Genomic DNA, 11,624 nt, shown 5'->3' on the forward strand with positions numbered 1-11,624 from the left:
AGGGACGATGCCCGAGCCCGCTGCCGGATCGCTGTCAGCCGCTAGCATGATGCCGCCGCTGGGGCGTGTACTGAAGGGGCGTGTGATGGCCGGGGAGATCCTTCGGTCGAGGAGTGAGCTGGGCGGCAGGGTCGCACCGATCGAGCTCTTCTTCGACCTCGTCTACGTCTTCGCGGTCACCCAGCTGTCCCATCTGCTGCTGTCCGACCTCACTCCCGCGGGCGCCGTGCGCACGCTGTTGCTGATGCTGGCGGTGTGGTGGGCGTGGATGTACACCGCATGGAGCACCAACTATTTGCACCCGGACCACCCGGTCATGCGGTTCACGCTCGTCGGCATCATGCTGGCCGGGCTGGTGATGTCGGCCGCCCTGCCCCACGCGTTCGGCGACAAGGCGGGCTGGTTCGTCGGCGCCTACCTCGCCATCCAGGTGGGCCGCACGCTCACCGTCACGCTGCTGTCCAGGGGCGAAGCCGTACAGAAGGTGTTCCTGCGGGTCCTGGTCTGGATGATGTTCTCGGCCGTCCTGTGGATCGCCGGGCTGTTCTTCGGCGGGTGGACGCAGGTGGCGTTCTGGGCGGCCGCGCTGGCCGTCGAGTACACCGCACCGTGGCACGGTTACCGCACGCCGTTCCTGGGCCGGTCGGAGACGTCGGACTGGACGATCGACGGCGGCCACATGGCAGAACGGTGCCAGCTGTTCGTCATCATCGCCCTGGGCGAGTCCGTGCTGGTCACCGGCGTGACGCTGATGAACGAGGACTTCTCCGGCCCGGCCGTGGCCGCCCTGGTCGCCGCCTTCCTGGGAAGCGTGGCTCTGTGGTGGGTCTATTTCGACCGTACGGCGGAAGCCGCGGCGGAGGCCATCGCCGCCTCCGACGACCCCGGCAGGATCGGCCGCTCCGCCTACACCTTCATCCACCTGCCCATGGTGGCGGGCATCATCGTGATGGCCGTCGGCGACGAGCTGGTGATCGCCCACCCGGGCGGCCACGTCGCTCTGGGCACCGCGCTCACCGTGCTGGGCGGCCCCGCCCTGTTCCTGATCGGCCACGCCATGTTCAAGCGGGTCGTGTTCGGATATGTGCCCGTCAACCGGGTAGTGGCGGTGCTGGCGCTTGCCGTACTCGGACTGGTGGCACTCTTCGCGCCGCCGATCGTTGTACTGAGTGCGGCCACCCTGGTCGTCTGGGGGGTGGCGGCGTGGGACTTCGTTCTTATCCGGCGACGCGACGCCCGAGAGCGCTGATCCACTGCTTGATGCCGGATACGGTGACACAGCATGGTGGGGTCAGCACCACCCCACCCAGGGGTGGACGCGGGATTTTGCGTCGTCTCGGAAGGACCGAGACTCGAAACCCACCGCAACGTGAGGAGACCAGTGACCACGCCTGTCACGATCGAGTCCAAGGGCAGTGACTTCGCCCAGTTAACACGCAAGATTCAGGACGCCGGCCTGCTCGAGCGGCGCCCTGTCTATTACGCGCTCCGCGGAACCCTCCTTGGCCTGGCCTTCTTCGGCGGATGGGGGCTGTTCCTGTGGGTGGGCGACTCGTGGCTTCAGCTGCTCGTGGCCGCATTCCTCGCGATCGTCTTCGCCCAGGCCGGGCTCTACGCGCACGACCTGGCGCACCGGCAGATCTTCAAGAAGCGTCCGGCGAGCGACGTCGTCGGCCGCCTGGTCGGCAACCTCGGCATCGGGCTCGGCTACGGCTGGTGGAACGACAAGCACACCCGCCACCACGCCAACCCCAACCACGAAGAGCACGACCCTGACGTCTCGCCGGCCGTACTCGTGTGGTCGGACAACCAGGCCTCCAAGGCCAAGGGGTTGCCGCTGTTCATGGCGAGGTGGCAGGCCTACCTGTTCTTCCCGCTGCTCACCCTTGAGGGCTGGCACCTGCACGTCGCCAGCGTGAAGTCGGTGCTCAAGCCGGGCGTGGTCAAGCGCAGGGGCCTGGAGGCGGCGCTGCTCGCCGCCCACTTCGTCATCTACTTCGGCATCGTCTTCGCCACCCTGCCGTTCGGCATGGCGATCGTGTTCCTGCTGGTGCACCAGGGCCTGTTCGGCATCTACCTCGGCTGCACGTTCGCGCCCAACCACAAGGGCATGCCCGTGCTGAGCGGTGACGACAAGCTCGACTTCCTGCGCAAGCAGGTGCTGACCTCGCGTAACGTCCGGGGCGGCTGGTTCATCAACACCGCGCTGGGTGGGCTCAACTTCCAGATCGAGCACCACCTGTTCCCGAACATGCCCACGCCGAACCTGCGCCTGGCGCAGCCCATCGTGCGTGAGCACTGCGAGAAGCTCGGCGTGGACTACCTCGAGTCCGGGCTGATCAGCTCCTACAGCCAGGCCATCAGGCACCTGTATTCAGTCGGCGAGGCTCTGCGGGTCAAGGCCTAGCCGTCGAGTCGTTTCCGCAGTCCCTCCCGCCGGGCCTCCAGCTCGGCGATGAGCTCGTCATTGTCGTCGGCCAGCTGCAACATGGCCGACCGTTCTGCGGCGTCCGTCGGCCCCATGTCACCGACCTGCTCGCGCAGTTCGGCGGTCGAGGCGCGGAGTTTCGCCAGGTCCTCATCGACCTGGCGAAGTTCGTCCTGAATACTCATCCCTGTCCCATCCCCAACTAGGCTTGTGATCATGCGCAGGATGTCGCCCAGCACGATCGCGACGGCGGGTGTCGTCGCAGCGACGCTGATCGGCACGGTCATCGCCGCCATCTACCAGCACAAGACGCCCAACGTCCTCGACGTCGTGCTCCCGCTGGTGGCCTGCACCGCGATCTTCTGGCGCAACCGGCACCCGGTGGCCGTGCTCATCGTGGTGGGGCTCACCACGTTCATCTACTACCCCTACGCCTACATCGACGGGCCGTTCCTCCTGTTGACCGTGCTGGCCCTCTATACGGCCGCCGACCAGGGGCACCTGCTGGCCGCCATCGTCACGGGCGGCGCCGGGCTGCTGGCCATGGGGTTCGGCGAGACCGAGGTCAGGCACGTCGACAACACCACCTTCCTGATCATCGCCGAGGGCATCGTCACCACGATCACGATCGGCGGCGTGACCAGGAACCGGCGCGCCTACCGCAACGAGGTGCACGAGCGGGCGCGCGAGGCCGAGCGCACGCATGCCGAGGAGGTACGGCGGCGCGAGACCGAGGAGCGGCTGCGCATCGCCAGGGAGCTGCACGACGTCGTCGGGCACAACATCTCGCTGATCAACGTCCAGGCCGGGGCGGCGCTGCACGGACTGAAGAAGCGGCCGGAGGACGCCGAGGCGGCGCTCCGCACCATCAAGGAGACGAGCAAGGAGACGCTGCGCCAGCTGCGTACCACCCTGGGCGTACTACGCCAGGTGGACGAGGACGCCCCGGTCGTGCCTGCGGCGAGCCTGACCAGGCTGGACGAGCTGACGGCCGGACTCAGCGTGACGCTGGACGTGCCGGACTCGCTGGAGGACCTCCCTGCGGAGGTGGACCTGGCCGCGTCGCGCATCGTCAAGGAGGCGCTGACCAACGTCTCCCGCCACTCGGGCGCACACCACGCATCCCTCGCCATCACCCGCACACCCCGAAATATCACCATCCGCGTCGAGGATGACGGGCCGGGCGCCACCTTCACCGAGGGCACCGGCTACGGTCTGCAGGGCATGCGCGAGCGCGCCATCGCCCTCGGCGGCACCCTCGAAGCCGGTCCCCGCCCTGAAGGCGGCTTCCGCGTCGTCGCCGACCTGCCGCTACAGAAGGAAACCGCATGATCCGCCTCCTGCTCGCCGACGACCAGACGCTGGTCCGCGCCGGTTTCCGCTCGATTCTCAACGACGAGGACGACTTCGAGGTGGCCGGTGAGGCGGCGAACGGGGCCGAGGCCGTCGCCAAGGCGCGCGAGCTGCTCCCCGACGTCGTGCTCATGGACATCCGCATGCCCGAGCTCGACGGCCTGGAGGCCACTCGCCAGATCGTCGCCGACCCCAGACTCGCCGACGTCAAGGTGATCATCCTGACCACGTTCGACCTCGACGACTACGTCTACGGCGCGCTCAGGACGGGCGCCAGCGGGTTCCTGGTGAAGGACACCGAGCCTGCCGAGCTGATCCACGCCGTCCGCGTCGTGGCGCGCGGCGACGCGCTGATCGCCCCGTCGATCACCCGCAGGCTGATCTCCGAGTTCGCCGGGAGGGTCAAGCGCCCCGACCCTGGACCGGAGCTGAACGGGCTCACCGAGCGCGAGCGGGAGGTCATGGGGCTGGTCGCGCACGGCCTGTCGAACGACGAGATCGCCGCCAAGCTCGTCCTCAGCCCGGCGACGGCGAAGACGCACGTCAGCCGCATCATGACCAAGCTCGGGGTGCGCGACAGGGCCCAGCTCGTGGTGCTGGCGTACGAGGCGGGGATGGTGACACCGGGGTGGCTTACGCCCTGAGTTGTACGGCAAGCGCCCCCATGATGCTCCGGGAGTAGGTCAGGTGTCCGCGCAGGCATGACGACCCGGCCATAGCCGTACCGGGACTGTGTACGCATGGAAACGGTTGAGCTGGCCCGCCTGCAGTTCGCGCTCACAGCGGGGGCGCATTTTCTCTTCGTGGCGCTGACACTGGGGCTGGCCACGCTGGTCGCGGTCATCCAGACGCGGGCCACGTTCTCCGGCAATCCTGTGCACCTGCGGATGACCCGGTTCTGGGGGCAGCTCTACATCATCAACTACGCCATGGGCATCGTGACCGGGCTGGTGATGGAGTTCCAGCTCGGGTTGTCGTGGAGCGGGCTGACGCACTTCGCGGGCAACGTGTTCGGGGCGTCGCTGGCGCTGGAGACGCTGGTGGCGTTCTTCGTCGAGTCGACGTTCCTGGGATTGTGGATCTTCGGGTGGGGGCGGCTGAACAAGTGGGCCCATCTGGCCACGATCTGGGTCGTGACGCTCACGGCGTACGCCAGCGCCTTCTGGATCATGATCTCGAACGGCTTCCTGCAGAACCCGGTCGGCTACAAGATCGTCAACGGTGTGATGGAGCTCGCCGACTTCGGCGCGATGCTCGCCAACCAGGCCTCGCTGACCGCCTTCGGGCACATCATGGGCGGCGCGATGGTCACCGGCGGCCTGTTCATGGCCGGGGTCAGCGCCTACCACCTGCGTAAGCGCACCCTGGAGCAGGACTTCTTCCGCAAGTCGCTGCGCGTCGGGCTCGGCGTGGCGCTGCCCGCGCTGATGTGGACGGTCACCTTCGGCGGGCTGAGCTTCGACACGCTGCAGCCGACCAAGGTGGCCGCCTACCAGGGCTCGGCGGAGGACATGGCCAAGGCGCAGGCGGACGCGGTGGCGATGTTCGGCCCCGGCGACTACCTGCCGCCCAGCGGGCCGGTGTCCACCGCCGCGATCCTGATGATGACGTTGTGGGCGATCATGATCCTCGTCGTGGCGGTCAGCGTGCTGCTGATGGTGTTCCGGCCGGCGGTGCGCCGGTTCAGGGTCTGGCACTGGCTGCTCACCGCGATGATCCCCGTCCCGTTCGTCACGATGCTCTGCGGGTGGATCTTCCGGGAGATGGGCCGCCAGCCGTGGGCCGTCTACGGGCTGCTGAGGACCGAGGACGCGATGTCGCCGGTCACCCACGGGCAGATCCAGCTCTCCCTCATCGCGTTCACCGCCGTCTTCTCGATGCTCATCCTCGTCAACTACTGGCTGCTGGCCAGGCAGGCCAGGCGCGGGCCCGACGCCGTCCAGCTGGGCGAGCAGCAGCAGCGCCCGGCCGAACTCGTCCTGACCTACTGAAGGAGCCCGTCATGGAGATCTTCGTTCTCGCCTTCTTCGCGATCGGCTACCTGATCCTGGCCGGGGCCGACATCGGCATCGGCATGCTCCTGCCGTACCTGGGGCGGACCTCTGACCAGCGGCGCGAGGTGATCGCCGCGATCGCGCCGTTCTTCCTGGGCAACGAGGTGTGGCTGGTGGCCACCGGCGGCATCCTCGCCGGGCTGTTCCCCACGCTGGAGGGCGAGCTGCTCAGCGGGAACTACGGGGTGATCGTCGCTCTGCTGGCCAGCTGGGTGCTGCGTGACATGGGCCTGTGGCTGCGCGGCCGGGTGCTGGCCGGTGGCTGGCAGGCGCTCTGGGACGGCGTGATCGTCGCCGGGAGCTGGGGGCTGGCGCTGTCGCTCGGCACGTTGCTGAGCGACATCCTGCTCGGCGTGTCCGGGCCGGTCGGGATGCTGCCCGCGCTGATCATGGCGGTGCTGTTCGCCGCGCACGGGCTGGCGTTCGCCTCGCTGCGGCTGCGCGGCGAGCTGCGCGCGCGGGCGACCGTACTGTCCGCGCAGACGGGCGAGGGCGTCACCTACGCCCTGACCAGCGGGGTCATCGCGGCGCTCGCCATCGTGGCCGGGCTGCGGCTGCCGCTGACCGACTCGCACACCGGGGTCGCCGCCTTCCTGGCGCCCGTGGTCCTGGTGCTGATCCCGTTCCTGGTCGCGGCGCAGGCGTGGGTCTGGTGGACCTTCCGTCACCGCGTCACCGGTCCGTCCTACCTGTGAAGATGGGTTTATGACAGTTAGAGAACTTCGCCTGGTTGTGACCGCAGATGACTACGAGGAGGCGCTCCGGTTCTACCGTGACGTCCTCGGCCTGCCCGAGCGGGAGGCCTACAACTCCGAGGACGGCAGGGTGACGATCCTGGAGGCGGGCCGGGCCACGCTGGAGATCGCCGACAGGAACCAGGCCGAGTTCATCGACCGGGTGGAGGTCGGCCGCCGGGTGGCCGGGCACATCCGGGTGGCCTTCGAGGTGGCCGACTCCGCTGCGACCACCGCGACGCTGGCCGAGGCGGGCGCGAAGGTGATCGCGGAGCCGACCCGCACCCCGTGGAACTCGCTCAACGCCCGCCTCGAAGGCCCGGCCGGGCTCCAGCTGACCCTGTTCGAAGAGCTCGGCTAGAGGTTCGCGCCGCCCGTGGCGTCGAGGGTGGTCCCGGTGACGAAACGGGCGGCGTCGGACACCGCGAAGGCGACGACGTCGGCGATCTCCTCGGGGGTGCCGACGCGGGCCAGGGCGTGGCGGGAGGCGGCGAAGTCGTAGGCCGCCGGGTCCTCGTGCAGCCAGGCGTTCGCGTCGGTGTCGATGATGCCCGGCGCCACGTTGTTGACGGTGATCCCGCGCGGGCCGAGCTGCTTGGCCAGGTTGAGGGTGAGCAGGTGCAGGGCGCCCTTCGTCATGGCGTAGACGATCCCGTCGGGAAAGGCGATCCTGGTGACGCCCGAGGTGACGTTGACGATCCGGCCACCGTCCGGGATCAGCGGGAGCAGGCGCTGCGTCAGGAAGAACGGCGCCCTGACGTTCACGGCGAACATGCGGTCGTAGCTCTCCTGCGTCACCTCGCCGAAGGGCTCGTGCAGCCCGATCCCCACGTTGTTCACCAGCACGTCCAGCGTGTCGATCGCCTCGGCGAGCCTTTCCACGCCGCCTTCCGCGCCCAGCTCCGCCCGCACCGCGAACGCGCTGCCGCCCGCCTCCTCGACGAGCCGCACGGTCTCCTTGGCGGCCGCCTCGTCCCTGGCGTAGTTCACCGCGACCCTGAACCCGTCCCGGCCCAGCCGTACGGCTGTCGCCCTGCCGATTCCCCTGCTCGCCGCGGTCACGAGGGCAGTCTTCATGGCACGAAACCTTTCTTTAGCGATCGATACAGCAACCGTAACATAGCGATCGCTATAGAATGAGTGCATGGCGAGGCAACGGGCGTTCGACAGGGACCAGGCGCTGGAGACCGCGCTCACCGTGTTCTGGCAGTACGGCTACGAGGCGACCTCCGTCGCCGAGCTGACGGCGGCGATGGACATCAGGCCACCCAGCCTGTACGGCGCCTTCGGCGACAAGCGGCGGCTCTTCGAGGAGGCCGTCGCGCGTTACCAGGAGACGTGGGGGGCGTTCGCCGGAGTCGCGCTGGCCCAGCCGGGACCGGCGAAGGACGCCATCGGGCGGATGCTGCGCGAGGCCGCCCAGCAGTACACCGACCCCGCCCACCCGCCGGGCTGCCTGGTGATCTCCGCGGGGGTCAACTGCGGGCCGCAGTCGGCCGAGGTGCAGGAGTGGCTGCGTTCGCTGCGCGAGGCGAGCAAGGCGGCGCTGAAGGCCAGGATCGAGCAGGATCTGGACGGCGACGCCGAGACGCTGGCCACCTATTTCGCGAGCGTGATCCAGGGCATGTCGACGCAGGCAAGAGACGGCGCCTCTCGCGAGATGCTGGAGCGGGTGGCGGATACGGCGATGCTGGCGTGGCCCGACTTGTCCACACCCTGGGGATAACTCTGGCCGTCTATCCCGCGTCTCCGAGGTAGAGGTCCTTCAGCGCGGTCAGCTCCTGGTCCGTGAGGCCGAGCGCCGTCCGCGCGTAGCCTTCCGCGTCGCCGTACAGCTCCTGGGCGGTGTCGAAGGCGGCGGCCAGGTAGACCTCGCGGACCTCCAGGAGGGGGCGGACCACCTCGGGGTCGATGCCACCCTGGGCGACCATCTCGTACAGGCCCGCGTAGGCGCTCTCGAGGTGGCGGTTGCTGTCGAGGTAGTCCGCGAGGACGGTCTCGCGGTCGACGCCCAGGAGGGTGAGGAGCAGCGCGGACCCCCAGCCCGTGCGGTCCTTGCCCGCTGTGCAGTGCATGAGGGTGCCGGGCTTTGTCAGGGTACGCAGGAGCTCGCCGAAGGCCTCGTGGGCGTCGGGGGTGGTGACGAAGGCGCGGTAGACGTCGACGAGGAAGGCTTCGGCGGACTGCGGGGATTTGAGCGCTTCGATGCCGTCGGGGGAGGCGAACAGGGAGGCGATGTCGGCGCCGTGACCGCCGTGCTTCTGGACGTCGAGTACCCGGTAGTGGACGCCTTCTGGGAGGCGGTCCGGCTGGTCGGTGCGCTCGGTCCGGGTGCGGAGGTCGCAGACTCGCTTCACTCCGGCTTCGAGGAGGAGTTGCTGCTCGTCACCGGTCAGCCGGTCGAGGGCGCCGGACCTGAACGCGAGGCCCATTTTGACCTTGCGACCGTCGGTGGTGCTGTGTCCGCCCACGTCACGTAGGTTGGGCGCGGATGCGATATCGAGTGTGTCCCCCACACGCCCGACGGTATCAACCACCCCATCCCACCATCAGCCCACCAACCCTCCCCACCCCTGAAGCCCCCAGTGGCCGCGCTCCCGCTCCTGGCGGTTGCCACCACCCCACCACCCCGCGCCGCGCCCCGCCACCCCGCGCCGCGCCCCGCCACCCCGCGCCGCGCCCCGCCACCCCGCGCCCCGCCACCCCGCGCCGCGCCCCGCCACCCCGCGCCGCGCCGCGCCCCGTCACCCCGCCATCCCGCCCCGCGCCCCGCGCCCCGCGCCCCGCGCCCCGCGCCCCGCGCCCATGAGGTTGGCCCGCCCGTCCTCTTCGCGACACATAAGGATCCTAAAGACCCTCAAAAGCCAAGACCCCCAAGATCCCTTGGTCTTGGGGGTTGGGTCAGAGGAGGGTGCCGCCGAGGGCTTCGAACTTGCCGAGGGCCTGGTCGATGCGAGCGAGCGTGTCCGCATGCAGCGTGATGTCCGCCGCCGCGATGTTCTCCTCGATGTGCGCAGGCGTCCGGCTGCCCGGGATCGCCACCACGTGCGGGTCCTGGTGCAGCAACCACGCCAGCGCGAGCTGCGCCGGAGTAACACCCAACTCCGCCGCCAGCGTACGAACAGGCGCGTACCGGTCGTTGTTAGCCGAAAGGTTCTCGCTGGAGAACCGGGGCGCGTTGCGCCGGAAGTCCCCCTCCCCCACCCCCTGCACGGTCCCCGTCAGGAACCCGTTCCCCAGCGGGCTCCAAGCCACCAGCCCCACCCCCAGCTCCCGAGCCGCAGCCAGCAGATCCGCGTCCACCGGCCGCCACATCGACCACTCGTTCTGCACAGCCGCGATCGGATGCACAGCATGCGCCCGCCGCAACTGCGAAGCGGTCACGTTCGACAGCCCGATGTGCTTCACCAGCCCGTCCTTCACCAGCGAGGCCATCGCGCCAACGGTCTCCTCGATGGCCACCCCCGGGTCGGGGTAGTGCGCGTAGTAAAGGTCGATCGCGTCGATGCCCAGGTTGCGCAGGCTCCGCTCGGCGTAGGTCCGGACCAGGCGGCCCTCGCCGTTCACCCTCAGCTCGTTGAACGCATACCCCACCGGCACCGACCGCGCGGGCTCGCCGTCCAGGAGCGCCAGCCCGAACTTGGTCGCCACCACCACCTCGTCGCGCCGCCCCTTGATCACCTTGCCGACCAGCCGCTCGTTGTGCCCGTCAGCCCCGTAGGCGTCGCTGGTGTCCACGTGGGTGGCGCCCGCGTCGAGCGCCGCCGTCAATGCCGTCGTCGCGCGCTCGTCGTCGATGTCGCCGTAGACACCGGGCGACAACACCATCGCGCCGAAACCGATCGCGGGTACTTCCAGATTTCCCAGTTCGCGTGTCGTCATGACCATGAGGATGCCGCCGGAGGTCTGGCCGCGTCCAAGACCCGTTGCTATAACCATCGGTTATGGATGTGCACCTGCGGGACCTGCGCTACTTCGTCGCCGCGGCCGAGGAGCTCAACGTCACCAGGGCGGCCGAGCGGCTGTTCGTGTCCCAGCCCGCGCTCTCCAAGCAGTTGCGCACGCTGGAGCGCCAGCTCGGCTTCCCGCTGTTCGACCGGGTGCACAGCGGCCTGATGCTCACCCGGCAGGGCCACGCCCTGCTGCCCGTCGCGCGCGAGCTGCTGCAGGCCTGGACCTCCGGCGTGGAGGAGGCCAGGGCGTCGGCGCCCACCGGCACGCTGGTCATCGGCATGCAGACCGCCGTCGGCCGGGGGCTGCAGCAGAAGGCGCTGCAGGCGTTCCGCGCCAGGATGCCCGGCTGGCAGGTGTCACTGCGCCTGGTCGGCTGGCAGGACCCGAGCGGCGGCCTGGCCGACGGCAGCTCGGACGTCGCCTTCATCTGGCTGCCCGCCCCACCCGACCTGGAGACGCTGGTGCTGGCCACCGAGCGCAGGTTCGTCGCGTTGCCCGACGATCATCCACTGGCGACAAGGACCGAGATCCCCTTCGACGACCTGCGCGAGGAGGCGTTCATCGCGCTGCCAGAGGCGGCTGGGCCGCTCAGGGATTTCTGGCTGGCGCTCGACGCGCGCGACGACGAGCCGGTGGTCGCGGCGGTCGCGGACACGGCCGAGGCGGTGTTCGAGGCGGTGAACGGCGGGCTGGGCATCGTGCTGCTCTCCGAGGGCAACGCGGGCCTGTACAAACGGCCGGGCGTCACCTTCCGTCCCGTCCAGGGACTCACCCCCGCACAGCTGGCCATCGCCTGGCGAAGGGGCGACCTCAGGGCACATGTCGCAACCTTCGTCGAAGCACTCAAAGAACCCGATAAATCGCACTAAGGTCGGTCGCATGGACGATTACAAGATCACCTTCGGCATCGTCGACGCCGACGGCGACGGCAGGATCTCGGCAGAGGAGCTGGTCCGCCTCATGGAGGTGCTCGGCCAGCCCATCACCATCGAATCCGCCCAGGCCAGCATCACCAAGCTCGACCAGGACGGCGACGGCCTCATCGACGTGGAGGAGTTCGGCGCCTTCCTGAATCGATAGCAAGCCTGCACAATGGCGGCA

General features: G+C 69.1%; 14 protein-coding genes. 10 read left to right on the forward strand and 4 right to left on the reverse strand.

The annotated features are described in order from the left end of the window. Positions 1 to 85: 85 nt before the first annotated feature. Together ACIBG8_RS49525 and ACIBG8_RS49530 are read left to right on the forward strand one after the other, a co-directional pair. Positions 86 to 1,249, forward strand: a complete 1,164-nt coding sequence (locus ACIBG8_RS49525; RefSeq protein ID WP_397350314.1) for a low temperature requirement protein A — start codon at positions 86 to 88, stop codon at positions 1,247 to 1,249. Between the two features lie 132 nt (positions 1,250 to 1,381). Continuing rightward, on the forward strand, positions 1,382 to 2,407 hold the full coding sequence (locus ACIBG8_RS49530; RefSeq protein WP_397350315.1) for a fatty acid desaturase family protein: 1,026 nt from the start codon (positions 1,382 to 1,384) through the stop codon (positions 2,405 to 2,407). On the opposite strand, the gene ACIBG8_RS49535 is transcribed toward ACIBG8_RS49530, so the two are convergent. Beyond that, positions 2,404 to 2,613: a hypothetical protein gene (locus tag ACIBG8_RS49535; RefSeq protein ID WP_397350316.1), complete on the reverse strand. Its 210-nt coding sequence runs from the start codon at positions 2,611 to 2,613 to the stop codon at positions 2,404 to 2,406. The genes ACIBG8_RS49530 and ACIBG8_RS49535 overlap by 4 nt on opposite strands. A gap of 31 nt (positions 2,614 to 2,644) precedes the next feature. On the opposite strand from ACIBG8_RS49535, the gene ACIBG8_RS49540 reads away from it, so the two are divergent. From ACIBG8_RS49540 to ACIBG8_RS49560, 5 genes are all read left to right on the forward strand, one after another. Next, positions 2,645 to 3,760 carry a sensor histidine kinase gene (locus ACIBG8_RS49540; protein WP_397350317.1) on the forward strand — a complete coding sequence of 372 codons (1,116 nt, stop codon included), beginning with the start codon at positions 2,645 to 2,647 and terminating at the stop codon, positions 3,758 to 3,760. Further along, on the forward strand, positions 3,757 to 4,425 hold the full coding sequence (locus ACIBG8_RS49545) for a response regulator (protein ID WP_397350318.1): 669 nt from the start codon (positions 3,757 to 3,759) through the stop codon (positions 4,423 to 4,425). Before ACIBG8_RS49540 ends, ACIBG8_RS49545 begins: the two co-directional genes overlap by 4 nt. A 96-nt stretch (positions 4,426 to 4,521) precedes the next feature. Then, positions 4,522 to 5,772 carry a cytochrome ubiquinol oxidase subunit I gene (locus ACIBG8_RS49550; protein ID WP_397350319.1) on the forward strand — a complete coding sequence of 417 codons (1,251 nt, stop codon included), beginning with the start codon at positions 4,522 to 4,524 and terminating at the stop codon, positions 5,770 to 5,772. Between the two features lie 11 nt (positions 5,773 to 5,783). Next, positions 5,784 to 6,530, forward strand: a complete 747-nt coding sequence (locus ACIBG8_RS49555) for a cytochrome d ubiquinol oxidase subunit II (RefSeq protein ID WP_397350320.1) — start codon at positions 5,784 to 5,786, stop codon at positions 6,528 to 6,530. Positions 6,531 to 6,540: 10 nt separating this feature from the next. Continuing rightward, positions 6,541 to 6,930 (forward strand): VOC family protein, encoded by a 390-nt coding sequence (locus ACIBG8_RS49560; RefSeq protein WP_397350321.1) that lies wholly within the window; start codon positions 6,541 to 6,543, stop codon positions 6,928 to 6,930. Here the strand turns inward: ACIBG8_RS49560 and ACIBG8_RS49565 are convergent. Then, the gene (locus ACIBG8_RS49565) at positions 6,927 to 7,646 is read right to left on the reverse strand and encodes an SDR family NAD(P)-dependent oxidoreductase (protein ID WP_397350322.1); all 720 of its coding nucleotides are present in this window, start codon (positions 7,644 to 7,646) and stop codon (positions 6,927 to 6,929) included. The two genes, ACIBG8_RS49560 and ACIBG8_RS49565, sit on opposite strands and share 4 nt — an antisense overlap. 67 nt (positions 7,647 to 7,713) lie before the next feature. Between ACIBG8_RS49565 and ACIBG8_RS49570 the strand changes: the two genes are divergently transcribed. Then, the gene (locus ACIBG8_RS49570) at positions 7,714 to 8,295 is read left to right on the forward strand and encodes a TetR/AcrR family transcriptional regulator (RefSeq protein WP_397350323.1); all 582 of its coding nucleotides are present in this window, start codon (positions 7,714 to 7,716) and stop codon (positions 8,293 to 8,295) included. Positions 8,296 to 8,305: 10 nt separating this feature from the next. On the opposite strand, the gene ACIBG8_RS49575 is transcribed toward ACIBG8_RS49570, so the two are convergent. Further along, on the reverse strand, positions 8,306 to 9,106 hold the full coding sequence (locus ACIBG8_RS49575; protein WP_397350324.1) for a tyrosine-protein phosphatase: 801 nt from the start codon (positions 9,104 to 9,106) through the stop codon (positions 8,306 to 8,308). A 364-nt stretch (positions 9,107 to 9,470) separates the two neighbouring features. Beyond that, complete coding sequence (locus tag ACIBG8_RS49580) at positions 9,471 to 10,451, reverse strand: aldo/keto reductase (RefSeq protein WP_397350325.1); 981 nt, start codon at positions 10,449 to 10,451, stop codon at positions 9,471 to 9,473. A 62-nt stretch (positions 10,452 to 10,513) separates the two neighbouring features. On the opposite strand from ACIBG8_RS49580, the gene ACIBG8_RS49585 reads away from it, so the two are divergent. After that, complete coding sequence (locus ACIBG8_RS49585) at positions 10,514 to 11,392, forward strand: LysR family transcriptional regulator (RefSeq protein WP_397350326.1); 879 nt, start codon at positions 10,514 to 10,516, stop codon at positions 11,390 to 11,392. A gap of 10 nt (positions 11,393 to 11,402) precedes the next feature. Further along, complete coding sequence (locus ACIBG8_RS49590) at positions 11,403 to 11,603, forward strand: EF-hand domain-containing protein (protein WP_397350327.1); 201 nt, start codon at positions 11,403 to 11,405, stop codon at positions 11,601 to 11,603. The last annotated feature ends 21 nt before the right edge of the window (positions 11,604 to 11,624 follow it).

The sequence above is a fragment of the Nonomuraea sp. NPDC050556 genome (assembly GCF_044457355.1).
Taxonomy (GTDB): domain Bacteria; phylum Actinomycetota; class Actinomycetes; order Streptosporangiales; family Streptosporangiaceae; genus Nonomuraea.

What these genes read in the sequence shown, in the direction of transcription:
- ACIBG8_RS49525 (WP_397350314.1), top strand. Translation starts at nt 86, where the DNA reads ATGGCCGGGGAGATCCTTCGGTCGAGGAGTGAGCTGGGCGGCAGGGTC.
- ACIBG8_RS49535 (WP_397350316.1), bottom strand. Translation starts at nt 2,613, where the DNA reads ATGAGTATTCAGGACGAACTTCGCCAGGTCGATGAGGACCTGGCGAAA.
- ACIBG8_RS49540 (WP_397350317.1), top strand. Translation starts at nt 2,645, where the DNA reads ATGCGCAGGATGTCGCCCAGCACGATCGCGACGGCGGGTGTCGTCGCA.
- ACIBG8_RS49545 (WP_397350318.1), top strand. Translation starts at nt 3,757, where the DNA reads ATGATCCGCCTCCTGCTCGCCGACGACCAGACGCTGGTCCGCGCCGGT.
- ACIBG8_RS49550 (WP_397350319.1), top strand. Translation starts at nt 4,522, where the DNA reads ATGGAAACGGTTGAGCTGGCCCGCCTGCAGTTCGCGCTCACAGCGGGG.
- ACIBG8_RS49555 (WP_397350320.1), top strand. Translation starts at nt 5,784, where the DNA reads ATGGAGATCTTCGTTCTCGCCTTCTTCGCGATCGGCTACCTGATCCTG.
- ACIBG8_RS49560 (WP_397350321.1), top strand. Translation starts at nt 6,541, where the DNA reads ATGACAGTTAGAGAACTTCGCCTGGTTGTGACCGCAGATGACTACGAG.
- ACIBG8_RS49565 (WP_397350322.1), bottom strand. Translation starts at nt 7,646, where the DNA reads ATGAAGACTGCCCTCGTGACCGCGGCGAGCAGGGGAATCGGCAGGGCG.
- ACIBG8_RS49570 (WP_397350323.1), top strand. Translation starts at nt 7,714, where the DNA reads ATGGCGAGGCAACGGGCGTTCGACAGGGACCAGGCGCTGGAGACCGCG.
- ACIBG8_RS49580 (WP_397350325.1), bottom strand. Translation starts at nt 10,451, where the DNA reads ATGACGACACGCGAACTGGGAAATCTGGAAGTACCCGCGATCGGTTTC.
- ACIBG8_RS49585 (WP_397350326.1), top strand. Translation starts at nt 10,514, where the DNA reads ATGGATGTGCACCTGCGGGACCTGCGCTACTTCGTCGCCGCGGCCGAG.
- ACIBG8_RS49590 (WP_397350327.1), top strand. Translation starts at nt 11,403, where the DNA reads ATGGACGATTACAAGATCACCTTCGGCATCGTCGACGCCGACGGCGAC.